The 24411-nt window shown below is 66.1% G+C and carries 27 protein-coding genes, 1 tRNA gene, 1 other RNA gene and 1 pseudogene; 14 read left to right on the forward strand and 16 right to left on the reverse strand.

What is annotated here, in order from left to right:
* Positions 1-298 precede the first annotated feature (298 nt).
* From QRN63_RS21385 to pgm, 3 genes are all read right to left on the reverse strand, one after another.
* Positions 299-371, reverse strand: a tRNA-Ala gene (locus tag QRN63_RS21385).
* Between the two features lie 56 nt (positions 372-427).
* The gene (locus QRN63_RS21390) at positions 428-1687 is read right to left on the reverse strand and encodes an MFS transporter (RefSeq protein ID WP_267316341.1); all 1260 of its coding nucleotides are present in this window, start codon (positions 1685-1687) and stop codon (positions 428-430) included.
* Positions 1684-3318 (reverse strand): phosphoglucomutase (alpha-D-glucose-1,6-bisphosphate-dependent), encoded by a 1635-nt coding sequence (pgm, locus tag QRN63_RS21395; RefSeq protein WP_285032619.1) that lies wholly within the window; start codon positions 3316-3318, stop codon positions 1684-1686. Before pgm ends, QRN63_RS21390 begins: the two co-directional genes overlap by 4 nt.
* 70 nt (positions 3319-3388) lie before the next feature.
* Here pgm and crcB (QRN63_RS21400) point away from each other — a divergent pair, with 70 nt between their 5' ends.
* The 6 genes and pseudogenes from crcB (QRN63_RS21400) (at position 3389) to mbtN (ending at position 8258) form a co-directional block, all read left to right on the forward strand.
* Positions 3389-3787 (forward strand): fluoride efflux transporter CrcB, encoded by a 399-nt coding sequence (crcB, locus tag QRN63_RS21400; RefSeq protein ID WP_285032620.1) that lies wholly within the window; start codon positions 3389-3391, stop codon positions 3785-3787.
* Entirely contained in the window at positions 3784-4149 is a 366-nt protein-coding gene (crcB, locus tag QRN63_RS21405) for a fluoride efflux transporter CrcB (RefSeq protein WP_285032621.1), read from the forward strand. The genes crcB (QRN63_RS21400) and crcB (QRN63_RS21405) overlap by 4 nt, the downstream gene beginning before the upstream one ends.
* On the forward strand, positions 4146-5207 hold the full coding sequence (locus QRN63_RS21410) for a putative PII-like signaling protein (RefSeq protein ID WP_285032622.1): 1062 nt from the start codon (positions 4146-4148) through the stop codon (positions 5205-5207). The genes crcB (QRN63_RS21405) and QRN63_RS21410 overlap by 4 nt, the downstream gene beginning before the upstream one ends.
* A gap of 41 nt (positions 5208-5248) precedes the next feature.
* Positions 5249-5518: pseudogene (locus QRN63_RS21415) on the forward strand (acyl carrier protein); the annotation flags it as partial.
* 11 nt (positions 5519-5529) lie between these two features.
* Positions 5530-7092 (forward strand): long-chain-fatty acid--ACP ligase MbtM, encoded by a 1563-nt coding sequence (gene mbtM, locus QRN63_RS21420; protein WP_285032697.1) that lies wholly within the window; start codon positions 5530-5532, stop codon positions 7090-7092.
* The gene (gene mbtN / locus QRN63_RS21425; protein WP_285032623.1) at positions 7089-8258 is read left to right on the forward strand and encodes a mycobactin biosynthesis acyl-ACP dehydrogenase MbtN; all 1170 of its coding nucleotides are present in this window, start codon (positions 7089-7091) and stop codon (positions 8256-8258) included. Before mbtM ends, mbtN begins: the two co-directional genes overlap by 4 nt.
* Here mbtN and QRN63_RS21430 read toward each other — a convergent pair.
* Positions 8248-8940, reverse strand: coding sequence for a YceI family protein (locus QRN63_RS21430; RefSeq protein WP_267316335.1), 693 nt, complete (start codon positions 8938-8940; stop codon positions 8248-8250). The two genes, mbtN and QRN63_RS21430, sit on opposite strands and share 11 nt — an antisense overlap.
* Positions 8941-8968: 28 nt before the next feature.
* Entirely contained in the window at positions 8969-9577 is a 609-nt protein-coding gene (locus QRN63_RS21435) for a GNAT family N-acetyltransferase (protein WP_267316334.1), read from the reverse strand.
* Positions 9578-9815: 238 nt separating this feature from the next.
* Between QRN63_RS21435 and QRN63_RS21440 the strand changes: the two genes are divergently transcribed.
* The gene (locus QRN63_RS21440; RefSeq protein WP_285032624.1) at positions 9816-10148 is read left to right on the forward strand and encodes a hemophore-related protein; all 333 of its coding nucleotides are present in this window, start codon (positions 9816-9818) and stop codon (positions 10146-10148) included.
* Between the two features lie 74 nt (positions 10149-10222).
* On the opposite strand, the gene QRN63_RS21445 is transcribed toward QRN63_RS21440, so the two are convergent.
* The gene (locus QRN63_RS21445) at positions 10223-10846 is read right to left on the reverse strand and encodes a TIGR03085 family metal-binding protein (protein WP_285032625.1); all 624 of its coding nucleotides are present in this window, start codon (positions 10844-10846) and stop codon (positions 10223-10225) included.
* A 230-nt stretch (positions 10847-11076) separates the two neighbouring features.
* On the opposite strand from QRN63_RS21445, the gene QRN63_RS21450 reads away from it, so the two are divergent.
* Complete coding sequence (locus QRN63_RS21450; RefSeq protein ID WP_285032626.1) at positions 11077-12513, forward strand: glycoside hydrolase family 183 protein; 1437 nt, start codon at positions 11077-11079, stop codon at positions 12511-12513.
* A gap of 19 nt (positions 12514-12532) precedes the next feature.
* Here QRN63_RS21450 and QRN63_RS21455 read toward each other — a convergent pair whose 3' ends face one another.
* The 6 genes from QRN63_RS21455 to QRN63_RS21480 all read right to left on the reverse strand — a co-directional run bounded on the left by QRN63_RS21455 (position 12533) and on the right by QRN63_RS21480 (position 18187).
* Complete coding sequence (locus QRN63_RS21455) at positions 12533-13279, reverse strand: alpha/beta fold hydrolase (RefSeq protein WP_285032627.1); 747 nt, start codon at positions 13277-13279, stop codon at positions 12533-12535.
* Between the two features lie 70 nt (positions 13280-13349).
* The gene (locus tag QRN63_RS21460; protein ID WP_285032628.1) at positions 13350-13964 is read right to left on the reverse strand and encodes a hypothetical protein; all 615 of its coding nucleotides are present in this window, start codon (positions 13962-13964) and stop codon (positions 13350-13352) included.
* Positions 13965-14019: 55 nt separating this feature from the next.
* Positions 14020-15042 (reverse strand): bile salt hydrolase, encoded by a 1023-nt coding sequence (locus QRN63_RS21465; protein ID WP_285032629.1) that lies wholly within the window; start codon positions 15040-15042, stop codon positions 14020-14022.
* Positions 15043-15132: 90 nt separating this feature from the next.
* Positions 15133-15603, reverse strand: a complete 471-nt coding sequence (locus tag QRN63_RS21470; RefSeq protein WP_285032630.1) for a nuclear transport factor 2 family protein — start codon at positions 15601-15603, stop codon at positions 15133-15135.
* 123 nt (positions 15604-15726) lie between these two features.
* Positions 15727-16932 (reverse strand): alpha/beta hydrolase, encoded by a 1206-nt coding sequence (locus QRN63_RS21475; RefSeq protein WP_285032631.1) that lies wholly within the window; start codon positions 16930-16932, stop codon positions 15727-15729.
* Positions 16933-16942: 10 nt separating this feature from the next.
* Positions 16943-18187: a multidrug effflux MFS transporter gene (locus tag QRN63_RS21480; protein ID WP_285032632.1), complete on the reverse strand. Its 1245-nt coding sequence runs from the start codon at positions 18185-18187 to the stop codon at positions 16943-16945.
* 126 nt (positions 18188-18313) lie between these two features.
* Here QRN63_RS21480 and QRN63_RS21485 point away from each other — a divergent pair, with 126 nt between their 5' ends.
* From QRN63_RS21485 to QRN63_RS21500, 4 genes are all read left to right on the forward strand, one after another.
* Entirely contained in the window at positions 18314-19171 is an 858-nt protein-coding gene (locus tag QRN63_RS21485; RefSeq protein ID WP_285032633.1) for a helix-turn-helix transcriptional regulator, read from the forward strand.
* 67 nt (positions 19172-19238) lie between these two features.
* Positions 19239-19697: a PPOX class F420-dependent oxidoreductase gene (locus tag QRN63_RS21490; protein WP_267316324.1), complete on the forward strand. Its 459-nt coding sequence runs from the start codon at positions 19239-19241 to the stop codon at positions 19695-19697.
* Between the two features lie 122 nt (positions 19698-19819).
* Positions 19820-20254, forward strand: coding sequence for a cupin domain-containing protein (locus tag QRN63_RS21495; protein WP_285032634.1), 435 nt, complete (start codon positions 19820-19822; stop codon positions 20252-20254).
* A gap of 34 nt (positions 20255-20288) precedes the next feature.
* Positions 20289-20714 carry a PPOX class F420-dependent oxidoreductase gene (locus QRN63_RS21500; protein WP_267316322.1) on the forward strand — a complete coding sequence of 142 codons (426 nt, stop codon included), beginning with the start codon at positions 20289-20291 and terminating at the stop codon, positions 20712-20714.
* Between the two features lie 87 nt (positions 20715-20801).
* On the opposite strand, the gene ssrA is transcribed toward QRN63_RS21500, so the two are convergent.
* Positions 20802-21173, reverse strand: a transfer-messenger RNA (tmRNA) gene (gene ssrA / locus QRN63_RS21505).
* Between the two features lie 92 nt (positions 21174-21265).
* Positions 21266-22117 (reverse strand): maleylpyruvate isomerase family mycothiol-dependent enzyme, encoded by an 852-nt coding sequence (locus QRN63_RS21510; protein ID WP_285032635.1) that lies wholly within the window; start codon positions 22115-22117, stop codon positions 21266-21268.
* Between the two features lie 81 nt (positions 22118-22198).
* On the opposite strand from QRN63_RS21510, the gene QRN63_RS21515 reads away from it, so the two are divergent.
* Both QRN63_RS21515 and QRN63_RS21520 read left to right on the forward strand, forming a co-directional pair.
* Positions 22199-22633: a helix-turn-helix transcriptional regulator gene (locus QRN63_RS21515; protein ID WP_267316320.1), complete on the forward strand. Its 435-nt coding sequence runs from the start codon at positions 22199-22201 to the stop codon at positions 22631-22633.
* 20 nt (positions 22634-22653) lie between these two features.
* Positions 22654-23064 carry a VOC family protein gene (locus QRN63_RS21520; RefSeq protein ID WP_267316319.1) on the forward strand — a complete coding sequence of 137 codons (411 nt, stop codon included), beginning with the start codon at positions 22654-22656 and terminating at the stop codon, positions 23062-23064.
* Between the two features lie 7 nt (positions 23065-23071).
* Here QRN63_RS21520 and QRN63_RS21525 read toward each other — a convergent pair whose 3' ends face one another.
* The gene (locus QRN63_RS21525; protein ID WP_267316671.1) at positions 23072-23917 is read right to left on the reverse strand and encodes a DMT family transporter; all 846 of its coding nucleotides are present in this window, start codon (positions 23915-23917) and stop codon (positions 23072-23074) included.
* Positions 23914-24411 carry an SsrA-binding protein SmpB gene (smpB, locus tag QRN63_RS21530; RefSeq protein WP_267316318.1) on the reverse strand — a complete coding sequence of 166 codons (498 nt, stop codon included), beginning with the start codon at positions 24409-24411 and terminating at the stop codon, positions 23914-23916. Before smpB ends, QRN63_RS21525 begins: the two co-directional genes overlap by 4 nt.

Genomic DNA, 24411 nt, shown 5'->3' on the forward strand with positions numbered 1-24411 from the left:
AGCGCCAAGGAAATCCGGTCACATCGTCGCGGCGCAGGCTGTGCTGTCACCGAGTGTTTGCTGTCGCCAAAATACGGCCTGTAAGTTTGCTGTGTCAAGGATTTGAGTGCAATGGTGAAGTCACCGGCGACGTGCCGTCGCCAACTCGTGACGACACGGGCGGGCGATGACCTACCAGCGCGCCGCCGCCACGCGCGTGCGACCCCAGTCGTAGAACCGAGCCCGGGCATCCCGGCGCTCGACCAAAGTCCGGAAACGAGAAAACCCGCCCTGACCGGAGTCAGAACGGGTTTACTTGTGGAGCTAAGGGGACTCGAACCCCTGACCCCCACACTGCCAGTGTGGTGCGCTACCAGCTGCGCCATAGCCCCTTAAGTGGTGCCTGATGAAGCTACACCACTGGCACCACCGTCGACAAAACGGCTGGTCAGAGCGACCCTTCTACCGGTTCATGGCCCAGTGGACAGATCGGGGTCTCCTCGTCGTCACCGGAATGACGCGTTTCCGGTGCCAGTGCCCAACACACCGCGGCCGCCAGCAGGACCACCCCGCCGACCGCGAATGCGGCGGTGAAGGACACATGCTGGGCGATCTGTCCGGCGGCCAGGGAGCCGACGATGGTGCCGAGGTCCGACATCATCTGAAAGGTCGCCACGGCGGTGCCGCCGCGGGCCCGGTTGCCGATGATGTCCGCGACGGCGGCCTGCTGCGGCGAGATGAAGGTGCCGCTCGCCGCACCGGTCACGAACGCGATCACCAGGAACACCGGCAGCGACGTCGTCCAGCCGAGCAGCATCGTCGACACGGCAGACACCGCCAGCCCGGCGATCAGCAGCTTCCGCCGGCCGATCCGATCGGACAGGTGCCCACTGGGAATCACGGCACACACATTGCCGACCGCGAACATGGCGAGAACCAGGCCGGCCACGCCCGCGCTGCGGTGCAGCACGTCGACCACGAACAGTGGCACCAGCGCCACCCGCAGACCCAGCGCGGCCCACCCCGCCGCCAGGTTCGACAGCAGCGCGGCCTGGTACGCACGGTTGCGCAGCACGGCTCGCACCGACACCGTCGGCCCCGTTTCCACGTCCGGAGCAGCCAGCGTCGAGTTCCGCAGGCTGACGAACACGACGGCCGCCGCGACGGTCAGCGCCACCCCGTAGATGACGAACGGCACGGACAGCCCCAGCCCGGCGGTCAGGCTGCCGAGCACCGGACCGGCTACGCCACCGATCATGAAGGCACTCGAGAACAACCCAGCCACGCGGCCGCGGGCGTCCAACGGCGACAGCCGGATCATCAGCGCCAGGGACGACACCGTGAACATCGTCGAGCCGGCGCCACCGAGGGATCGGAACAGCAGCAGCTGCCAGTACGTCTGTGCGAACGCGCAGGCCAGCGTCGACAACGCGACGATCAGCAGGCCGGTGAGGTAGACGCGTCGCTCGCCGAGTTTCTGCACCAACACGCCGCTGGGTGGGGCGAAGATCAGGCGCATCGCGGCGAACGCGGTGATGACGAACGTCGCCGCGCTGATGCTGACACCGAAGTTGCGGGCGTACGCCGGCAGTACCGGGGCCACCACGCCGTAGCCGAGTGCGATGACGACGTTGGCGCCCGCCAGCACCCAGATCTCGGCGGGAAGTCGGGTCGGGGCCGGACAGTCGCCCTCCGTGACAGCGCTCACGCTATGACTGTATTCACCACTTCCCGCGCGGCGGCCTGGACCTGCGCCAGATGTTCGGGGCCCTGGAACGACTCGGCGTAGATCTTGTAGACGTCCTCGGTGCCCGACGGCCGCGCGGCGAACCAGGCGTTCTCGGTCGTCACCTTCAGCCCGCCGAGCGGGGCCCCGTTGCCGGGTGCCGTGGTGAGTTTGGCGATGATCGGTTCACCGGCCAGCTCGGTCGCGGTGACCTGCTCGGCCGACAGCTTGGCCAATCTCGCCTTCTGTTCGCGATTGGCCGGCGCATCGATGCGGGCGTAGGTCGGGGCACCGTACTTCTCGGTCAGCTCGGCGTAGCGCTGCGACGGTGACTTACCGGTGACCGCGAGGATTTCCGAGGCCAGCAGCGCCAGGATGATGCCGTCCTTGTCGGTGGTCCAGACGGTCCCGTCGGTCCGCAGGAATGACGCGCCGGCGCTCTCTTCTCCACCGAATCCGATCGTGCCACTGAGTAATCCGTCGACGAACCACTTGAAGCCGACCGGCACCTCGACGAGCTTTCGCCCGAGCCCGGCCACCACCCGGTCGATGATCGACGAGCTGACGGCGGTCTTGCCGACTGCCGTGGCACCCGGCCACCCCGCTCGATGCGTGTACAGGTAGTCGATGGCCACGGCGAGATAGTGGTTCGGGTTGAGCAGCCCGCCGTCGGGCGTGACGATGCCGTGCCGGTCGGAGTCCGCGTCGTTGCCGGTGGCGATCTGGTAGCGGTCCCGATTCGCGATCAGTGACGCCATGGCGTTCGGCGAGCTGCAGTCCATCCGAATCTTGCCGTCGGTGTCGAGCGTCATGAACCGCCAGGTGGCGTCCACCAGTGGGTTGACCACGGTCAGGTCCAGCTGGTGCCGTTCGGCGATGGCGGCCCAGTAGTCGACGCTGGCCCCACCCAGCGGGTCCGCGCCGATGCGCACCCCCTCAGCGCGAATGGCATGCAGGTCAACCACATTCGGCAGGTCCTCGACGTACGCATTGAGGTAGTCATGCCGTTCCGTCGAGCCCAGCGCGCGCGCCAGCGGCATCCGCTTCACATCGCGCAGGCCGTCGCGCAAAATCTCGTTGGCACGCTTGGCGATCACACTCGTCGCGTCGGTGTCGGCCGGACCACCGTTGGGCGGGTTGTATTTGAACCCACCGTCGCGCGGCGGGTTGTGCGATGGAGTGACGACGATGCCGTCGGCGAGGTCGCCTTCCCGGCCGCGATTGAAAGCCAGGATCGCGTGGCTGACCGCCGGCGTGGGCGTGTAGCGGTCGGCGGCGTCGATCATCGCGACGACCTCGTTGCCCGCCAGGACCTCCAGCGCCGAGACCCACGCCGGCTCGGACAAGGCGTGGGTGTCGCGGCCGATGAACAGCGGCCCGGTGGTGCCCTGCGCGGCGCGGTACTCGACGATCGCCTGCGTGGTCGCCAGGATGTGCGGCTCGTTGAACGCCGCGTCCAGGCTCGAGCCGCGGTGGCCCGACGTGCCGAAGACCACCTGCTGGTCGACGTTGTCGGGGTCGGGCGCCACCGTGTAGTAGGCGGTGACCACGTGGGCCACATCGATCAGGTCATCTGGCTGGGCCGGTTGGCCGGCGCGCGGGTTGGCCGTCATGGCCTCGATTCTGCTACCGGTTCTCCCCCGGTGTGCACCTGTCGGCGTTCGGCCACCATACTTTTGCTTCATGTTCGGCCACGACAACCGAGAATTGGCCGCCGTGTTCGTCGGGGGCGCCGTCGGCACCCTCGCGCGTGCCGCCCTCGCCGTGTTCGCCGCGCCCCATCCCGCGCACTGGCCCTGGCCCACGTTCGTCGTCAACATCGCCGGCGCGTTCCTGCTCGGCTACTTCACGACCCGGCTGCTGGAACGGCTACCCGTGTCGAGCTATCAGCGTCCACTGCTCGGCACGGGCGTGTGCGGTGGCCTGACCACATTCAGCACCATGCAGGTCGAGACGGTGCGGATGCTCCAGCACAAGGCCTACGGGCTGGCCGCGGGCTACACCGTGGCGAGCATCGTCGCCGGACTGGCCGCGGTGTACCTGGCCACGGTCCTGGTGCGACGGGTCCGGGTGCGGGGATGACGGCGGTCATCTGGCTGGGCGTCGCCCTCATCGGCGGCGTGGGCGCCGTGGCGCGGTTCCTGGTGGACCGCGCGGTGTCGAAACGCAAGAGCAGCAGCTTCCCGTTCGGCACCTTCGTGGTGAACCTCAGCGGCGCCTGGTTGCTCGGCTTCTTCGGCGGGCTGGCGCTGAGTCCAAATGCCGCACTGCTCGCCGGTACCGCGTTCGTCGGCGCCTACACGACGTTCTCGACATGGATGCTGGAGTCCCAACGCCTCGGCGAGGAACGACAGGTGTGGTTCGCACTGGCCAATATCGTGGCGAGCGTGGTGCTGGGCCTGGCCGCCGCGGCGCTGGGAATATGGATGGGCGGTTTGCTGTGAGCGACTCCGCGGACTACCTGAAACTCACGACGTATTTCGGTGAGCGACAACGTGTTTCCGGTCGCTTCCTGGCCGAGGAGCTGCTCGATCTCTACAGTGCCGAGAATGTCGCCACCAGTGTGGTACTGCGCGGCATCGCCGGTTTCGGGCCACGGCACCAGCTGCGCACCGACCAGACTCTGAGTCAGTCCGAGGACCTGCCGGTGGCCATCGCCGCGGTGGACACCGCCGACAAGATCACCGGTCTCGCCGAGCGAACAGTGGAGCTGACGACGCGCGGACTGGTCACGCTCGAACGCGCTCGCCTGCTCACGACCGCCCGGGTGGGCGCGCACACCAAGCTCACCGTCTATGTCGGCCGCCAGCACCGGATCGACGGCCGGCCGGCTCACATCGCGGTGTGCGACCTGCTCCACAGCAACGGATTCGCCTGCGCCGCTGTCTTTCTCGGGGTAGACGGCACGGTCCGCGGCCGCCGCGAGCGGGCCCGCTTCCTGAACCGGAACCTGGATGTTCCCGTCATGATCATCGCGGTCGGCGACGGTGACCGCGCTGTCGCGGTCCTGCCGGAGCTCGAACGGCTGCTGCCCGACCCGTTGGTGACTGTCGAGCGAGCCGAGCTGTGCAAGCAGGCGGGGGCACTAGTGTGCCGTCCCGGTGTACTTCCGGCACACGACGCCGACGGGAATTCGTTGTGGCAGAAGCTCATGGTGTACACCACCGAGGACACCCTGCACGGCGCCGAGCCCGTACACCGCGAGATCGTGCGCCGACTGCGTGCCATCGAAGCCACCCGCGGCGTCACGGTCCTGCGTGGCATCTGGGGCTTCCACGACGGCCACACGCCGCACGGTGACAGGCTGTTTCAGCTCGGCCGCCGGGTTCCTGTCACGACCATCGTGGTCGATACCCCCGAAAACATCGCCACCGCTTTCGATCTCATCGACGAGGTGACCTCCGCGCACGGCGTGGTCACCTGTGAACGCGTGCCGGCGCTGGTCTCCGTCGACAACGGAAACCGGGACGGTGGTACCAGTCTGGGAAGCTTCCTCGCGTAGAAGGTAAGCCTAGCCTAAACACCTCCTGTCGACTACGGTCCCTCGACATGGAGTCAACAACTGAATCGGTAAGCGCCGGCTTGGCCAAGATCATGCAGGACGACATGGGCGTGGACATCAGACGCGTCACCCGCGAATCACGACTCATCAACGACGTCGGTTTGGACTCGGTGGCTTTCGCCGTGGGCATGGTCGCCATCGAAGACCGCTTCGGCGTCGCGCTGTCCGAGGAAGACCTGCTGAGCAGCGAAACCGTCGGCGACCTCGAAGACGCGATCGCCGCGAAACTTCCTACCGCCCAACGCTCATGAGCGCCTCGAGCCTGGCATCCGCCCTGTCCCGGGTGATGACCCGGTCCACGCGCGACCTGGTGACCCTCGACCCGAAAACCGGTGACTGGCAACGACATCCCTGGCAGGAGGTGCACACCCGCGCCGAGAACGTCGCCGCGCACGTCGACGGTCAAAGCCGGATCGGCCTGGTCGGCGAACCCACGGCGGAGTTCCTGTCCGGCATCTACGGCGCGATCTTCGCCGGCGCCGCCGTGTCCATCCTTCCCGGACCGGTACGCGGCGCCGACACCGCCACCTGGGCCGACGCCACCCTGAACAGGTTCGCCGGAATCGGCATCCGCACCGTGCTCAGCCACGGCAGGCATCTCGACCTGTTACGCATCGGCACCGGCGATGTGCAACTGCACGACGTCAATACCGTTGCCCACGAGCGTCGTTCGACGACATTCGTTCCCTCGCGGACCGCTGACATCGGCATCCTGCAGGGCACGGCGGGGTCGACCGGCACGCCCCGCACTGCGCAGATCCCCGCGGATGCGGCGTTGGCGAATCTGCGCGGACTGGTCTCGCGGATCAGCGTTACCGACGCAGACCGTGGACATTCGTGGCTGCCGATCTACCACGACATGGGCCTGGCATTCATGCTCACGATGACGCTCGGCGGCGGCGAGCTGTGGCAGGCGCCCACCACGGCTTTCTCGGCGTCACCGTTCAACTGGCTCAAATGGTTGACCGAGAGCCAGGCCACCATGACCGCGGCGCCGAACATGGCTTTCGGGTTGCTCGGCAAGTACGCCCGCCTGGTCAGCGATGTGGACTTGGGAGCGCTGAGATTCGCGCTCAACGGCGGCGAACCCGTCGACTGTGACGGCACCAATCGATTCGCGGCCGAGATGGCCAAGTTCGGCTTCGATGCGAATGCCCTGTGCCCGTCGTACGGGCTCGCCGAATCGACATGCGCGGTAACCGTTCCCGTGCCAGGTGGCGGGCTGCGCTGCGACGACGTCACCGTGGCCATCGACAGCGGGACCATGGTGCGCAGGTACGCGGTACTCGGCCGGCCGATCGACGGCATGGAAGTCCGCATCGCGCCCACCGATGTGCCCCACGAACTCACCGGACGCAATGTGGGCGAAGTGCAGGTACGCGGCACCTCGATGATGGCCGGCTATCTCGGGCAAGATCCCATCGATCGCGAAACCTGGTTCGCCACTGGCGATCTCGGCTACGTTACCGATGACGGTCTGGTGGTGTGCGGCCGGCTCAAAGAACTCATCACCGTCGCCGGGCGCAATATCTTTCCCACCGAGATCGAGCAGGTCGCCGCCCGTGCCGACGGCGTGCGCGAGGGCGCCGTCGTCGCTGTGGGAACCGGCGACGCCGGTGCCCGGCAAGGTTTGGTGATCGCCGCGGAGTTCAAGGGCGACGACGAGTCGAGCGCCCGCAGCCAAGTGGTGTCACTGGTCGCCTCCGAGTGCGGCATCGTGCCGGCAGACGTGGTGTTCCTCGAACCGGGGTCGCTGCCGCGAACCTCATCGGGCAAGCTCCGACGTCTCGAAGTCAGACGCACCCTGGAAGCGGTGGGCTCGTGACCACTGCCGAGACGTGCACCACCGAGGGCTACCGGGAACTGCTGGGTGAGGTCTTCGATGACCGGGTGCGCCAATGGACCGCCGAAGCCGAAGAATCCGAACGCTTTCCGCGCGAGCTCATCGAATACCTGGGCCGATCCGAGGTTTTCGCCGCCAAGTGGGGCGACAGTGAACACCCGGACGTGGCGAAGGTGTTCGCGCTCGCCGAGGAACTCGGCAAGCTCGGGTCCGCGGGAATCGGCGTCGGAGTCAGCCTGCATGACTCGGCCATCGCCATCCTGCGCAGATTCGGCAAGTCGGACTATCTGCGCGATATCGCCGCGCAGGCCATCCGCGGCGATGCCGTGCTGTGCATCGGCGCGTCGGAAGAGTCCGGTGGTTCGGACCTCCAGATCGTCGAGACCGAAGTCACCTCCGCTCGCGGCGGTTTCGAGGTTCGTGGCATCAAGAAGTTCGTGTCGCTGTCGCCCATTGCCGATCACATCATGGTTGTCGCGCGGAGCGTCGACCACGACCGGCAGAGCCGCCACGGCAGCGTCGTGGTGATCTCCGTGCCGACCACCCAGGTCGACGTGCAGACGCCCTATCGCAAGGTGGGTGCCGGTCCGCTCGATACCGCGGCGGTCCACATCGACACCTGGGTGCCGGCAGAAGCGTTGGTGGCGCGGGCGGGTACCGGCCTGGCCGCCATCTCCTGGGGGTTGGCGCAGGAGCGGCTGTCGGTCGCCGGTCAGATCGAGGCCAACTGCCGCAGGATCATCGGGATCACGTTGGCCCGCATGATGAAACGACGCCAGTTCGGCCACACCCTGTACGAGCATCAAGCGCTGCGGATGCGCCTGGCCGACCTGCACGCTCGGATCGATCTGCTGCGCTACGGCTTGGCTGGCCTGGCCGCGCAGGGACGTATGGACCTGCGCGCGGCCGCGGCCATCAAGGTCACCGCGGCGCGGCTGGGCGTCGAGGTCGTCGACGAGTGCATGCACATCTTCGGCGGCGCCGGATACCTGGTGGACGAGACGCCTTTGGGCCGGTGGTGGCGCGACATGAAGCTCGCGCGGGTTGGCGGCGGCACCGACGAGGTGCTCTGGGAACTCGTGGCGGCGGGGATGCGGCCCGACTACGAGGGGTACGACGCAGTGACGTCGTCACCGTTCATCGCTTGACGAGATTCACCAGGAATTCGATGGTGACGATGGGATCGACGGCGAGCAGTCCGACCGGCGGCGCCGGTGGGACGATGCCGTAATCGGCGAAGGTGACCGGGATTTGGCCCACGGCCACGACCCCGTTGCCCGACCGCTGTACATCCAGTCGCACCGCAACCTGCCGGGCGACGCCCTTGAGCGTCAGTTGCGCCGACACCTCCATCGTGGTGGGCGCGCCGTCGCCGGAGATGGACGACAGGTTGACCGGGTCGAGGACCGCGAGTTTGGCCGTCGGGAACTTTGCGGCATCCATCACGTCGGTGCCGCGGAACCTGTCGTCGCGGCCACGGTGCGGTGACTGCATGGTTGCCACGTCGACCACGAAGCTCGCTGCCTGCAGGGTGCCACCGGCGACGGTGGCGTCACCCCGGACCGAATTGGTCCGTCCGGTGACGGTGACGGTTTCCCACAACAGGTGTTGCCGGGCGCGGTAACCGGCCTGAGAGCGGTTGGCCTCGTCATCGGGTCCCGCGGCCACGATCCATTTACCGTCGAGGTTCGTCGTTGCCGGACGAAGCGTGGAAGGCAGGGTAAGGGCCGGAGCCGGTGCGCCTTCCATCTGGGTTCGGTAGAACCACGGTCCCGCGCACACCCCGACGACGGCGAGCACTGCCAGCAACAGCAGAAGCCTTTTTGCCACTCCCTCTATATACAGGGCAGCTCCGACGTCAGCTGGATGGGCGCGCCAGCGCGTACAGCGCCATCCTGCGGTTCGCCATGTCGTGTTCACCGAGGAATTCGGCGCCGCCATGCTCGACCAGCCGGCGCGCACCGGTGTTGCGGTGGTCGGGATCGAACATCACCCGACGGCATGACGGCACCAGTTCGAACAGACTCGCCAGCACCTGGGGCATCAACAGCGGTCCCAGGCCCCGATTGACGAAGCGCTCATCTGCGATGGCGGCATGCAGCCCCAGATCGTAGGGATCGGCGTCGTATCGCGGAGCGATGGAATCCTTGGCGGCCCAGTACAGCTCGAGGTAGCCCATGGCCTTGTCCTGGTAGCTCACCAGCAACGGCCGCGAGTACTCACCGTCGAGTTGCGCCTGGACGTGTCGCCGCCACCATTCCGGCGGTCGGTCGTATTCCCAGGCCTGCGCCAGATGCGGTCGGTTCATCCATTCGGACAGCATCTCGGCATCGGCATCGGCGTCGACAAGGCGCACGGCCCACGGGCTTGCGAGCTGCGGAACGGGTGGAGCACCCACCGCTCGCACTTCAGCGGACAGTGAGGTCAACTCGCGCGGTAGCACCGGCCCCTGATCAATCTCGGTCATTTCAGCGGCGAGCCTACCCGATTTTGTTTAGGTTAGGTTTGCCTACATCAAGTCGCTGCAGCTGGTCGATTCCTGCACCACGACCGTCACCGCTCACGCCTCTGACGACACCCAGAAATCGCGCGGACTGCTTGTTCAGACGCTGTAACGCTCAGCCACAGACGGTCGATAGAGCTGCTAACGTAGTCATCAATCACTTTGGTCGCATCGGTTAGCTGGTGCGGGAGGGGAATACACAATGTCTTTCACCACTCGGATGATGGTCGGCGCGGGCTCGGCACTGGTCGCTGTCATGGCCAGCGGCGCTGTCGCCACCGCTCAGCCGGACCCCACCCCGATCATGTACTCGACCTGCACCTACCCGCAGGTGATCGCCGCTCTGACCGCGCTCGACCCGGGTGCTGCCGCCGAGCTGCAGGCAAACCCGATCGGCGTCGGCTACCTGCACCAGCTGATCGCCTCCGGTCCGCAGCAGCGTAAGGCCCTGATCACGCGGGCGTACAACACCCCGGGCGCCGCTCAGTACACCGACCTGGTGCTGAACGTCGCCAACACCTGCAACAGCTTCTGATCAGAAGCCAGAACAACGCAGCTCGATCCCTCGGGATCGAGCTGCGTTGTGTTTTCCGGGCCATGCCCCGATAGTCAGAATCCGCGGTTCGAACCCCGGACCGCGGCGACGGCCTCGTCAGGTCCGGTGAAGGCCACCTGAGCCGGGCCCCGGCCTGCCGCGAAGAGCAGCAGTTCGCCCGGTGTGCCGGTCACCGTCACCTCGACGCCGCGGCCGGCCGCGGCCAGGCGACGACCGTCCGGGGTCACCAGCACGATCCGCGCCGGTGCATGCCTGATCCCCATGCGCGCCATGTTCGCCACCTGCCCCGCCAACGCGGACACCAGCCGGTCGTCGAGCTCCCGCGGCTCCCAGGTGGGCTGGGCGCGGCGGACATCCTCGTTGTGAATGAACATCTCGGCAACGTTGACGAAGGGGTCGAGCAGTTTGAACGGCGAGTACAGCGGCGGCCCCGCAGCGATCATGTCGACAAGCTTTTCCCAGTCCGTGGATGCCGTCACCTGCGCCTGAACTCGTTCGGTGTAGCCCGCCAGTTGCGGCACCAGAATTCCTGGCGCGGCGTCGAGCCGGCGTTCCCGCACCACGAGATGCGCGGCCAGATCACGAGCGGTCCAGCCCTCGCACAAGGTGGGCGCATCGGGCCCGTGCTCGCGCAGGGATTCGACGAGTGCGGCACGTTCCCGTTGAGCGGCGGTCATGGCTGGAGTCTAGGTCGGGCGACGATCAGGTGGCGAGGCGCGAGCGGCTGTGTTCCGCCGCTGCGACGCGGGTCACGTTGGCCAGGCAAACGCCAGGTGAACGATCGCGACGTGGTTACAGATGGGTACCCATCCGCACAGCGGGGGCCTCAACAGCCCCATTGATAACTATGGTCACAAAAGCCCCTCGCCGGCGTCCGAGCGCCGCCTGCCATCCGAAAGGTGTGACCGTGTCGCCGCGTCCTCGCATTGCATCGGTGGCTTTGACGGCTGCCGTCGTTCTCGGTGGAGCTGTCGGCATCGCGCCGCCACGTGCAGCCGCCGACCCGTGCACCGGCCCGAATGCGGGGGTCCTGCCACCGAACGGCGTGCCCTCGAGCGGCGTCATGCGGCCGCCCGCGGGCGGCCACCGACCGAGCAACGCGAACGATAAGGCCCCGCTGCCGACGCTGGGCAAGTTGTCCCGATCGCTGCTCAGCGTATTCACCCAGGGCACCGTGCAGCAGCAGGCCGGTGTGCTGCCCGGCCAGCCACGGGTGCCGCAGCCGCCGGTCCAACCGCGCGTGGCACAGCCCGCCCCCGCCGCAGCGCAGCCCCAGCCCGGCGCACAACCAGCGCCGCCCATCGACGCCGGCACCACGTCCCTGGTCGGCTGGGTCACCGGCGACCAGAGCGCAGGCGGCGACACCCTGCAACGGTTCGGCATCTCCGGCACCGACCTCGGCATCATGTGGGACAACGGCGACCCGGTGAACAACCAGGTGCTGATGATGTTCGGCGACACGTACGGCTACTGCGCCACCCCTAACCAGCAGTGGCGCTACAACACCATGTTCCGTACGAGCGACCGCACGCTGTCGCACGGCGTCCACATCCCGCCCGGGTCGGTGACCAACCCCTACTCCGGCTCCCCCGAGTGGCAGCCGAATCTGGCCAAGCAGACCATCCCCACCATCCGCTGGGCGCCCGTCGAGAAGGGCATCATCCCGACTTCCGGTGTCTCGGTGGGCAAGACGCAGTACGCCAGTTTCATGTCGATCAAGAACTGGGACAGCGCCGGCGCGTGGACCACGAACTACTCGGCGATCGCCGTCTCCAACGACAACGGCCAGAACTGGGGCGTATACCCCAGCAGCGTCCGCCCGATGGCGCCCGACAGCGTCTCGCGCGTGGCCTACCTGCCCGGCAACGAGAACTTCCAGCAGGGTGCGTTCCTCAAGGGCAGCGACGGCTACATCTACTCGTACGGAACCCCTGCCGGCCGAGCCGGATCCGCATATGTGTCCCGGGTACCACAGAACTTGTTGCCGGACATGAGCAAGTACGAGTACTGGAACAACGAGAGCCAGTCCTGGGTGCCCAACAACCCCGCTGCGGCGTCGCCGGTCATCCCTGGCCCGGTCGGTGAGATGTCGGTGCAGTACAACACCTACCTGAAGCAGTACCTGGTGATGTACTGCAACAACCTGTCCGATGTGGTGATCCGGACGGCGCCGACACCGCAAGGGCCCTGGGGCCCAGAGCAATTGGTCGTCTCGTCGCAGCAGTTCCCGGGCGGCGTCTACGCGCCGTACCTGCACCCGTGGTCCAACGGTCGCGACCTGTACTTCACGCTGTCGCTGTGGTCGGCGTACAACGTGATGTTGCTGCACACCGTACTGCCTTGAACCAGTTGAGTTTTGGCGTTCAGTCGAGAGTGGCCCAGAACTCGGTGAGCGCGGCCGCGCCGCGCGCCGGGTCCTGCAACATCCACCAGTGCCCGAGCCCGTCGAGCACCGTGGCGCGCGCGCCCGCGCGTTCGGCTGCGCGGTAACGGATTTCGTCGGAGCCGATGTACGGGTCAGCGGTGGCCAGCAACGCAAGACCCGGCCTGGCCCGCAACTTCCCGAGGTCCCGCCCGGCCTCCGCCATCGCAGGTTGGCGCGCCGAGCGGTACAACGCCAGGATCGCCCGGCCCATCTCCGGACCCTGCGCGGCGGCGAGAGCCGTGGCGACGTCCAGCGGCATGCCCAGCGCGACCATCTGGGCGGCGCGGTCCTCGACGCTGCCGCCGAGCATCGTTTCGACCAACTGCTCCCCCTCGCCTGGCGTCTGCCACACCTGGGCCAGGTCGTGCCAGACGTAGTCCGGGTCGAGTATCCCGACCACGTCCGTCACCCAACTTCGGACGAGTTCAGGTCGGTGCATGACGGCAGTCAGCACATGGCCGCCGCCCCAGTCGTGACCGACGAGGTCGACCGGCTCCCCGATGGCTTCCAGCTCAGCCTCGAGCCAATCCCGGTACGCGAGATAGGTCGCCGCGAAGTCGTCGGGCAACGGGGCGCCGAATCCCGGCGGCGACAAGCGCACCACGTCGTCCCGGCCGAGCGCATCGGCCAGCGGACCCCAGATCGCATCGGTTTCCGGATTGCCATGCACCAGAACGACAGTCATGAGGCCATCCTGGCACTGCCGCGATCGTCCTCGCCACAAATCGGCACAAGACGCCCAGGCCGCGAGCTGCCTAGGTTCTCGGTGGCGGGGTGGCCGCCGGGCCCAGCAGATCGTTGCTGTTGTTCGACGAGGTGCGCCGCCACCTCCCGTACAGCGGCAACTCGCGCAATGACTCCCCACCGACCGACCACCGTCGGGCCACGAAGCGGATGACGGTCCGCACGTAGCGGTTCGTCTCTGAGTACCAACGCCACTCGTACGGTCGGTCAGCCTGCAACCAGCGCGCGAGCGCTTCGGATTCGACGCCCTGCAGGTACGGTCGGACCCAGGTGACAGTCACCCACGTCTGCGCTGCCACACCGCCGGGAAGCCGGAAGGTCCAGTCGATCGGATCGTCACCGGCAATCATGGTGTGGCGCAATGCCGGTGGCGCCGGCGCCGCGCTCTCGGGCACGCCGAACAGCTGCACCGTCACGTTGTGGAAGACCGCAGGACCACCGACCTCGAACCGCACCCGGTAGGTGTCGGCCCCGTCGTCGCGGCACACGGAGAACGCCGCCAAGCCGCCGACCGCGACATAGCGCGCGAACACCAGTCCGCTCACGGCCATGACAATCCGGCGTACCGCGAGCAGCACCGTGAACGTCGCGACGGTCAACGCGACGACCCGCCACATGAGGTCCATCCGGACAGCGTGTCAGAGCGTCAACAGCCCGTCATGGCAATGGCGGACACACCGCTCAATCCGCCGTGTTCGTCTTCTCCAGTTCGCGCAGCAGTGACAACGACAGGAAGGTCATCGGTCCCGTGTCCTTGAACTTGCCGCCGACGTTGCCCGCGATGCCGCCCTGGACAGCGAGGTCGCTGATCAGGTCGAGTTTGAGCTGCGGGCCACCCGCGCTGAAGTCGAGGTCCGCGAGATCGACCCACACGATGTTGGGGCGGGTGGTGGATTCGTAGACATAGCGTCGGTTGGTCAGGTCCATGACCACCTGCCAGATCGTCTGCGACGCATCGGGCTTGCCCGGATCCGGGATCCGGAAGGGCTGGGCGGCGTTGCGGATCACCGAGAACATGCCGGCGATCGCTTCCACCTGACTGTCCGGCGTGGGTAACCGGCCGACGTAGTAGGTGGCTCGCGCGAATCTGTCGGAGGCCAGCGTCGAACCCGGCAGCGGCGCCGAGCCACCGAGGCCCTCGAAGTTCTTCACCAGCTCGAGCTGCTGATCGAAGGTGGGCGAGTTCGTCATCACCCGAAAGTCCTTGCTGTGGTACACCTTCGGCCGGCCTTCGAGGTACTCGATGATCGCCGAGTCGCCGGTGGCGTCATCGAGGGCCAGGTGAATGGTGGGCGGCTCGCCACCGGTGGGGTCGTCCAGTTGGACCACCTGCACGTCGGTCTCGGCGATCCACGCGACGGCCTCGGCCACCGTCGCGAAGTTGTCGAGGAAGTACTGCAGCCAGATCGCCTGGCTCAGCTGGGTCCGAGAGTCATCCGGTGTGCCGTAGGTGGATTCGGCCAGCCACAGCACGTGACCGGCCAACCCCGCTTCGTTGATGCCGTCCACCGAGATGATGTCGAAGGCGGTGGCGATCACGCTGCCGTACCTGGAGGTCCAGGTGAGCTTGCCGGTGACGCCGTCGTCACGGGTCACGCCACGCGGTTGCTTCCACAGGTTGGTCATGAGGTCGCGGTGGAAGTCCATGTTGCGGCCGACCAGAACCGCATCGCCCGCGTCAGGCCAGATGACTCGTGTGCACACCGGCGCAAGACTACTTTCCGCGCACCACAGCCGTGCTGATCCCAGCCGCGCCGAGCATGGTGACGAATTGGGCACCGCGGCGCGCGAGCACTAGGCCCAGCGGTTCGCCAGCAGCTTGAAACTGGGCATGTCTTCCAGAGACACGAGCGCCTCGTAGATCCGCTGATACCCGGTGCTGGCGATCCGCCACGACCCGTCCTCGTCCTTGCGATAGGTGTCGGCGTAGTAGCCCGAGCCGCGGATCATCGCGTGATCCGGGACGATCACCGTGTCCTCGAAAACCCACGAGCCGTGCGCGGTGGTGTCGGAGTCGATCACGATCTCGGGGTGGCTGGCGATGTGGGTCGTGATGATGCCGTTGTCGAGGTTCGTCCGCATGAAGTCGACGACGGCGTCCCGACCCTCGTAATGCACGGGCTCACCCATCGCGTGGGTGCCGTAGCGGGTGACGACATCTGCAGCGAGACAATCGCCGAAGGCATCCCAATCCTTGAGGTCCAAGGTCCGGAAGTACCGGTATTTGAGTTGACGAATGTCTTCGATTGCCGCCGAGCTGCCCATCCCGCGACACTAGAACACGTTTCAGTTCTTGTAAATGGATTGGCACCCGCATGGCGATACCAGCACTACGGTGAGTCTTCCATCCATGCCGTGCTTTCTCGATCACCAGGACCAGGCGGCTGGTCAGGCAAGATGCTGCCGGTAGAACTGCGTCAGCCGACCGAACGGAATCAGGTCGACGCGGTCATACAGATCCACATGGCCGGCGCCGGGAACCAGCACCAGCTCCTTGGGTTCCGCAGCACGCCGATAAGCGTCTTGAGTGAATTCCAACGAGTGCGCCTGGTCGCCGGCGACGAACATCATCGGCCGTGGCGAGATGGTCTCGATCTCCTCGAACGGGTAGTAGTTCAAGAAGCGCACGTTGCTCGTGAGTGTCGGATGTGTGGTGGTGTTGGACCGGTGGCCGCGAGCGGTGCGGTAGAAATCGAAGAACTCCCGCTCCACCGCGTTGGACTGATCGGTGAGCTGTTCTGGTGTACCACCGGTGAATTCGGTACGTCCGCCGGCAAATTCGACGTCTCGCTGGGCGGCAGCCGCCGTCAGCATCGCGCGGCGTTGATCGAGGGTGACGGCACGACGCAGACCGTAACGACTGGCCGCGCCCATGTCGTACATGCTCACTGTGCCAACGGCCTTGATCCGCGGATCGATCTTCGCGGCGCTGATGAGGTAGCTGCCGCTACCGCAGATTCCGAGCGCGCCGATCCGTTCCCGGTCGACGTAGCTCAGCGTACGTAGGTAATCGACTCCCGCACTGAAGGTTTCGGCGTAGTTGTCCGGGGCGACCAGGTTGCGCTGCTCCCCTTCACTGCCACCCCAGTACGGCAGGTCGACGGCGAGGGTGACGAAACCCTGCTCAGCGAGCTTCTGCGCGTACAGGTTGGCGGACTGTTCCTTGACCGCACCCATCGGGTGACTCACCACCACCGCGGGATTGTGACCCTCGCGGTCCAAGTCCTTGGGTACGAACAGGTTTGAGGACAAACGCTGTCCGAACTGATTGCGGAACGTGACCTCGTCGGCGGTCACCCGGTCGCTGACGAAGAAGTTGTCGGCACCCCGGGTGGTGTCGCCCGGCGGGAGGCTCGTATCGGGCCGAGGGAGACGAGCAGGCTTGCTGGTCGGGATACCGCCCGCGGCAGTCGACGGTGAGCCAGGGCTGTCGGGATCCCCCGGCGAGCAGCCGGGCACTGCGAGCAGGCCGGCGGACGCTACACCGACGCCCGTGAGCCGCATCATGGCGCGTCGATTCAGACGTGGGTTGGGCGTTTGATTCATGTCCTCGACCCGGACATCGCCAGGGCCGTACATGGTGACTCCACGCATGGCGTTCCTCTCAATATTGTTCTGAATGTCGAAGATTCGCCGGTGCCAGCACCCTGAGTGCCAGCCCGGATCCGATTGCAAGGATCGTCACGATGGCCGCCATCGGAACTGCCGACTCGGTGCCACCGAGGCCGGCCAGCGGCGCGATGACACCGGCTAGGCACCACTGCAGGAAGCCCAGCAGTGCGGACCCGGCGCCGGGATGATCGGGCACGGCATCGGAGGCCAGCGCACCGGCGTTGGGGCCGACGAGCCCCTGCGCGCTCATCAGGATGAAGAACCCGGCCAAGGCGACCGGCAGGGGCATGGCGAACCAGATCGCACCGATCAAGAGCACCGCTCCGGCAGCGGCGCTCACCACCAGACCGATGCCGACCAACGTGCGGGTGGACACCCGGTTGGCGAGGCGCGCGGCCGCCAGGGTGGCAATCGTCAAACCGGCTGCGTTGAAAGCGAAGTCGATCGAGTAGACCACCGGCGACAGCCCATTCATCGACTGTAGGACGTACGCCGACGTGGCGACGTAGGCGAAGATCATTCCCATCGACGATCCGAACACCAACAGATAGCCGACAAACCGGCGGTGACGCAGAACCGCTGCGGTCGTCTCCTTTATGTGGCTGAGTCCACCACTGTGCCGATTGTCTGCGGGCAACGTCTCAGTGACCCCGAGTGCAACGGCGACAAACATCAACGCTGACAGTCCGGCGACCAACCAGAACGACACCCGCCAGTGCGAGAACTGCAAGATCACTCCGCCGAGCAACGGTCCCGCGATCGGCGCGATGCCGCCGACACCTGCCACCAAGTTCATCGCCCGCACCAACTCCGCCCCGCGAGTCAGATCCACGACGATCGAACGTGCGATCACCATCGCCCAGCCGCCGCTGAAGCCCTGCAGCAATCGCGAAAGCATCATCACGCCGATGGTGGGGCTGTAGGCACATAGCGCCGACGCCACCGTCAGCACGGCGAGCGACACCAGCAGCGGTGTCCGTCGGCCGATCCGGTCCGATGCCGGCCCACCCACCAACTGCCCCAGCGCCATACCGACGAAGAACGTCGTCAAAGTCAGCTGCACCTGCGTAGCCGATGCCAGCAGGTCGCGGCCCACCAGTGGGAAAGCGGGCACGTACATGTCCGTCGCCAACGGCGCGATCGCGGTGATCAGCACGATCGTGCCCAAGACCGTGGCACTCAGCGCCACTGTGTTGCGACCCCCGCCCTGGCGAGACTGGTCGATCGTCCGGATCATCAGCGTCCTCTCGATGTCGGTATCGACATCAATGCAACAACCGTCAGCGATGGTGAAGAAGTCACTGACGTGAGGTGTACTCGCAGGGCACCCCTCATCAGGCGTGGCGCCGGTAACGTCGAATCGGTGAACAACAAGGCCGAGGTGCGGGAGTTCCTGACCACCCGGCGAGCGAAGCTGTCGCCCGCCGACGTCGGTCTGCCTGAGGTCGGCGGGCGACGGGTGCCCGGTCTGCGCCGCGGAGAGGTCGCCGCGCTCGCCGGGGTCAGCATCGAGTACTACTCCAAGCTGGAACGCGGCCAGATCGCGGGCGCGTCGTCCTCGGTCCTGGAGGCCATCGCTCAGGCGCTACGGCTCGATGACACCGAACGCGCCCACTTGTTCGACCTCGCTCGGGCCGCTGATGGGATTCCCACCTCCGGCCGGTCTCGTCGCCGGGCGAGCAAACCCGGGACCGGACGACCCAGCCTCTATTGGGCGCTCGACGCCATTACCGGCGGCGTCGCCTTCGTCCGCAACCAGCAGCAGGATCTGTTGGCCACCAACGCACTCGGACGGATCTTCTATTCGCCACTCATCGGTGACGGCGGCCGGACACCCAATCTGGCGCGGTTCCAATTCCTCGATCCGGTATCACGGGACTTCTACCCGGACTGGGAACTGTTCGCGCACATGTGCGTATCGATCATGCGGGCCGAAGCCGGACGCGATCCGCACGACCGCGGACTGCAAGACCTGGTCGGCGAACTATCGACCCAGAGCGAAACCTTCCGTCGGCTCTGGGGCGCGCACGATGTCCGGACACACGGTGCCGGCACAAAACGATTCCACCATCCCGATGTCGGCGAATTGGTCCTGGCCTACGAGGAACTCGCGATCACCGCTGAGCCGGGTCACGTGCTCATGGTCTATACCGCCGAGCCCGGTTCCCCATCGTCGGAGAAACTCCAGCTGCTGGCGTCGCTGGCGGCGACCCGGGTATGACGTCGCCCACCCCGGAGATTAAACCTTTGTCCCACAATTTATTTCAATCTCGACGAGGAAAGTGAGCATGGCACCAAAATTCGCGTCAGCTGACAAAGTCGATCTATCGGAGCTGGTCGACTTCATCCGAGACAGACACAAGATGATCTTGACGACGTTTCGAGCGGACGGGGCGCTGCAAAGCTCGCCCGTCACCGGCGGTTTGGATGCATCTGGCCGAGTGGTCATCGCAAGCTATCCGCAACGAGCCAAGTGCGTGAATATCCGCCGACGACCCACCGCCAGCGTGCTCGTGCTCTCGGACGAATTCAATGGCGCCTATGTACAGATCGATGGAGACGCCGAAGTCATCGATCTTCCCGACGCCGTCGAACTGCTCGTCGATTACTACCGCGCGATCGCCGGCGAGCATCCGAACTGGTCCGAGTACCGCCAGGCCATGGTCGACCAGGGAAAGTGCTTGATCCGGGTCACGCCAAGCCGCTGGGGACCGCTGGCAACGGGCGGCTTCCCGCCACCACGCTGACCGCGGTTCGCGCGTGTCGGTTCGCATCTCCGGCACATAAAGCCAGCTGACGTCGCACCCGGCCAGATGGTCAATGAACAGTGCTGCACCACTTGCCGTCCAACGAGAACCGAGGAAAACGCATGGCAGAGAACAATTTCGACCAGATCTTCCCGCTCGGAGAGCCGAACGATGCATACGCGCAGTACTTCGTCGGGCAGAGCTATCTGGCTGCGCTGACCGGCGGCAGCGTGCCGGTGAGCAACGTGTCCTTCGAACCCGGCTGCCGCAACAATTGGCATATCCATCACGGCACGAGCGGTGGCGGCGATCAGATTCTGTTGTGCACGGCGGGCTCCGGCTGGTACCAGGCCGAAGACCAGGAGCCTGTGAGTATGGAGCCGGGGTCGGTGATCCGGGTGCCGGCCGGTACCAAGCACTGGCACGGTGCGAAGGCTGACTCGTGGTTCTCCCACGTCGCATTCATCACCCCTGGCCAGGACGTCAGCAACGAATGGCTCGAGCCGGTGACCGACGAGGTGTACGGGCAACTGCCGAAGCATAACGCCGGGGGTTGATCTCAACCTTGGTTGAGGTTCTAGCGTGGAATGCATGTCCTTCAAACCACACGAAATCGAATACCTGAAGGCGGCAGACCTCGGGCGACTGGCCACGATCCAGCCCGACGGTACACCGCAGGTCAGCCCCGTGGGCTTCACCTACAACGAGGAACTGGGCACAATCGACATCTCGGGCTACAACATGGCCAAGAGCCAGAAGTTCCGCAACCTCGTCCAGCACGACAAGGTGGCCTTCGTCGTTGACGACATCGCCTCGCGCGACCCGTGGCGCGTACGTTGCCTGGAGATACGCGGCACCGCACAGCAGGCCGTGAGAGCGTCGGGACAACATGGCCCCGCAGGCGATGCCCTCGATTCCGCGATCATCCGCATCACGCCCCGTCGCATCATCAGTTTCGGCATCGACGACACCGATACCGAACCCCACCTGCTCAAGTCGGACAGCCGCAACGTGTGAGCCCGGCGTGGGACGGAACCCGGCGACCGGGTACAGGAAAAGGCCAGGGTGCATTTGCGCCCTGGCCTTCCTTTACTGCTTATTGAGTTGTGGAGCTGCCGGGAATTGAACCCGGGTCCTACGGCATTCCCTCAAGACTTCTCCGTGCGCAGTTCGCTATGCCTCTACTTGGATCTCCCGGTCACGCGAACAAGCCGAGATGACGATCCCAGTCGCTGTTTGATGTCCCCACAGGTTCCGCGACCGAACCCGTGGGTGGTTCCCTCTAGTCGATGCCAGGGTCCGGGCCGAGGGCGCTCCCGGTCTGACAGACACGCGGTCGCTACTTAGGCAGCGAGGGCGTAGTCGCGCTGATGAGAATCGGCGCTTAATTGGTTACAACGACGCTTACGGTGGTCTCTTGCCTGCACCGGCACGCTTCCCTTGATTCGATGCGCGAAGTCGAAACCGTTCAGCCCCTCGCACCCCCGCCGACTTTCGGCAGGACACTCCATCATACCGGTTGCTCCGACAAGCTCCACCAAATATCCAACCGCGGCCAAATGACCAGCTCAGATGACGTAAGCCAGGTTCTCCACGATGCGCTGCCCAACTTCGGCGTCGCCCTCGAACTCGATGCTCACAGGCCGCACCGCACCCAGCGGCCGTCCGCCGCACAGCCGCGTGAACTGCCAGCCGTCCATCCGGATCACGGTCGGCTCGGCACCGCCGAAGTCCGGCACGACCGCGGCACGGCCGTCGACCGCGACGCGGATGGTGCGCGCCATGGGACCGGTCAGTTGGATTTCGACCCGCGCACCGTCGGGCGCTCCCCCGCGTTTGGCGACGACGAACCCCATCATCGTCTCGATCTCGTCGAGCGACAGCTGTGCTTCCGGCTTCTGCAACGCGGCGTCCGACGCCACGCGCGCCACGGATTCGCGGATGTCCTGCTCGTGCATCCACGAGTCGAACGTCCGGATCCGCATGAAGCGTCCGACGCTGTCCTGCCCGGCCGGCGTCATCGTCGGGGTGTTCCACTCCTCGTCCGACATCGCGGTCAGTGTCGCCCGCCGGTCGTCGGTGACGGCCCGGAACTTCTCCAACAGCTCGGCGCTCGAGAGCGCGGCCATCGACCGGTTCCAGCATTCGTTCATCACACCGATGGGGTTGTGGACGTGGTCGAGTTCGGAGACGTCCATGTCGGCCTCCGGCACCGGCTCGCCCTTGAGCATCAGCTCGGTGCCGATGATGTGCGCGACCACATCGCGGACATGCCAGCCGGGCAGCTCGGTCTGCGTGGTCAGCAGTTCGGCTTCGGAAATGGTGGACAACAACGTGTCCAGGTCGTCCCACACCCCGAACAGGGCGGGCAAGACGTCGGACTTCTCCAGAACGGTCACGGGTCGCGTTGAGCTGCTCACCGGCTGACCGTACGACGACAGACCCCCTCCGCACCGGGAAATCCGCGATGCGTCCCAATTCCGTCATGCGACGATGGCCCCATGGGTGACGACCGGGCGGAGGCACAACGCCTACGGGACATCACGGTGATCCGCAGGGTGCGCGACCGCATCGACCGCGAGTACGCCAAGCCGTTGAATGTCGAGGAGCTGGCACGCGGCGCGCACATGTCAGCCGGCCACCTCAGCCGGGAGTTCCGGCGCATCTACGGGGAATCGCCCTACTCGTACCTGATGACGCGACGCATCGAGCGGGCCATGACGCTGCTCCGCCGCGGCGATCTCAGCGTCACGGATGTCTGCTTCGCCGTTGGCTTTTCATCGCTGGGCACATTCAGCACCCGATTCGCCGAGCTGGTCGGCGTGGCGCCCAGCGTGTACCGCCGCGACCATTCGCAGGCGGCCGACGGCATTCCCGCCTGCCTGGCCCGTCAGGTCACCAGACCGATCAGGAATCAAGAAGCACCGCCGCACTGACCGCCACTACCGTGACGGGCATGGACATCTCGATTCACTACGCATTCCTGCCCCACACCGACGCCGAGGCCGCGCTCAAGTTCTACCGCGACGACCTCGGCTTCGAGGTTCGCAAAGACGTTGGCTACCAAGACATGCGGTGGATCACCGTCGGCCCGCCCGGGCAGCCGGGCACGTCGATCGTGCTGCACCCGCCGGCCGCCGACCCCGGCATCACCGACGACGAGCGTCGCACCATCCTGGAGCTGCTCGCCAAGGGCTCCTACGGCGCTGCCGTCACGCTGGCCACCGATGATCTCGACAAGCTGTTCGCGCGCCTGGAAGCCGCCGGCGCCGATGTCCTGCAGGAACCCACCGACCAGGATTACGGCGTGCGCGACTGCGCATTTCGCGATCCGACGGGCAACCTGATCCGGATCAACCAGCTCTGATAAGCGGCTATCCTGCGGCGATCATCGCGACCGAGCCCAACGCCAGCGCCATGCCGACGGCCTGCCAGGCCCGCACGCGCTCCTTGAGCACCACCATGGCCAGGGCGACGGTCGCCGCGGGATAGAGCGAGATCAACACACTCGCCAACGACAGCATCGAGGCCTGCAGCGCCAGCAGCATCCCCACGTTCGCGATGACGTCGAGTGCCGCCGCAACGAGGGCCAGTTTCAGCGGAAGTCCGCGCGGCAGAGCGAAATTGCGGGTCGCCACCGCGGCGATCATCACCACGGCGGTGGCCGCGAAGCGGGCGAACACCAACGGCCAGAGCTTCGCGTCGTGCGGTACCTGATGGATCACCGCGAAGCTCAGCCCGAAGGTCAAGCCGGAGCCGACGGTCAGCCAGGCGACCTTGGCGGTGAACCGGTGCGGCGTCTCGTCCTCATCAGTGGCCTGCGCACTCACCAGCGCGACCGCGACCAACGCCAGCGCGATCCCGGCGATCGCCACCGGACTGGGCCGCTCCCCCATTGCGACACCGACGCCGATCGGCCCCGCCGACACCAGGATCGCGGTCAGCGGAGAGACGACCGATATCGGTCCGGCGCCCAGTGCCGCATAGAACCACCAGATGCCGAACGCCTGCAGGACGCCGCACAAGATGCCCCACATGACCGCGGTCGACGAAACCTGGCCGCCGACAACGCACGCCATCACCGTCAGCAGCACGCCGGCGATCGGGTACGACACCAGCACCACCCGCAGTGCGGCGACGCGCCGTGCCGCGATGCCGCCGACGAAATCGCTGATGCCATAGCCCAGCGCGGACAGCAGCGCCAGCAGAACCCCGGTCAGATCTTGCCCTTGAAACGTCGGCCCATCTCGCGGGTGATCTCCCGCTGCGCGTCGCGCTTGGCGATGTCCTGGCGCTTGTCGTGCGCTTCTTTACCGCGGGCCAGCGCCAATTCGACCTTGACCCGGCCGTCGGAGAAGTACAGCTTCAGCGGCACCAGCGTGAAGTTGCCGTCGCGCAGCTTGCCGACCAGCATGTCGATCTGCTTGCGGTGCAACAACAGTTTTCGGTTGCGTCGCGGCGCATGGTTGGTCCAGGTGCCGTGGTGGTACTCGGCGATGTGCAGGTTGCGCAGCCACACCTCGCCGTCGTCGACGGTGGCGAACGCGTCGGCCAGGGATGCCAGGCCCTCGCGCAGGCTCTTCACCTCGGTACCGACCAGCGCGATACCCGCCTCGTAGGTATCGATGATCGAATAGTTATGCCGCGCTTTGCGGTTGGTCGCGACGACGGAATTGTTGCCCGTCTTGTCCTTGTCGTCCTTCTTCTTCGCCAT

The sequence above is a fragment of the Mycolicibacterium sp. lyk4-40-TYG-92 genome (genome assembly GCF_030209435.1).
Lineage (GTDB): Bacteria > Actinomycetota > Actinomycetes > Mycobacteriales > Mycobacteriaceae > Mycobacterium.

Coding starts and splice junctions, on each gene's coding strand:
- pgm (WP_285032619.1), bottom strand. CDS start 3,318: ATGACGGCCAACCCGCGCGCCGGCCAACCGGCCCAGCCAGATGACCTG.
- crcB (WP_285032620.1), top strand. CDS start 3,389: ATGTTCGGCCACGACAACCGAGAATTGGCCGCCGTGTTCGTCGGGGGC.
- crcB (WP_285032621.1), top strand. CDS start 3,784: ATGACGGCGGTCATCTGGCTGGGCGTCGCCCTCATCGGCGGCGTGGGC.
- QRN63_RS21435 (WP_267316334.1), bottom strand. CDS start 9,577: ATGACCGAGATTGATCAGGGGCCGGTGCTACCGCGCGAGTTGACCTCA.
- QRN63_RS21440 (WP_285032624.1), top strand. CDS start 9,816: ATGTCTTTCACCACTCGGATGATGGTCGGCGCGGGCTCGGCACTGGTC.
- QRN63_RS21445 (WP_285032625.1), bottom strand. CDS start 10,846: ATGACCGCCGCTCAACGGGAACGTGCCGCACTCGTCGAATCCCTGCGC.
- QRN63_RS21455 (WP_285032627.1), bottom strand. CDS start 13,279: ATGACTGTCGTTCTGGTGCATGGCAATCCGGAAACCGATGCGATCTGG.
- QRN63_RS21460 (WP_285032628.1), bottom strand. CDS start 13,964: ATGGACCTCATGTGGCGGGTCGTCGCGTTGACCGTCGCGACGTTCACG.
- QRN63_RS21470 (WP_285032630.1), bottom strand. CDS start 15,603: ATGGGCAGCTCGGCGGCAATCGAAGACATTCGTCAACTCAAATACCGG.
- QRN63_RS21475 (WP_285032631.1), bottom strand. CDS start 16,932: ATGCGTGGAGTCACCATGTACGGCCCTGGCGATGTCCGGGTCGAGGAC.
- QRN63_RS21480 (WP_285032632.1), bottom strand. CDS start 18,187: ATGATCCGGACGATCGACCAGTCTCGCCAGGGCGGGGGTCGCAACACA.
- QRN63_RS21490 (WP_267316324.1), top strand. CDS start 19,239: ATGGCACCAAAATTCGCGTCAGCTGACAAAGTCGATCTATCGGAGCTG.
- QRN63_RS21495 (WP_285032634.1), top strand. CDS start 19,820: ATGGCAGAGAACAATTTCGACCAGATCTTCCCGCTCGGAGAGCCGAAC.
- QRN63_RS21500 (WP_267316322.1), top strand. CDS start 20,289: ATGTCCTTCAAACCACACGAAATCGAATACCTGAAGGCGGCAGACCTC.
- QRN63_RS21515 (WP_267316320.1), top strand. CDS start 22,199: ATGGGTGACGACCGGGCGGAGGCACAACGCCTACGGGACATCACGGTG.
- QRN63_RS21520 (WP_267316319.1), top strand. CDS start 22,654: ATGGACATCTCGATTCACTACGCATTCCTGCCCCACACCGACGCCGAG.
- smpB (WP_267316318.1), bottom strand. CDS start 24,411: ATGGCGAAGAAGAAGGACGACAAGGACAAGACGGGCAACAATTCCGTC.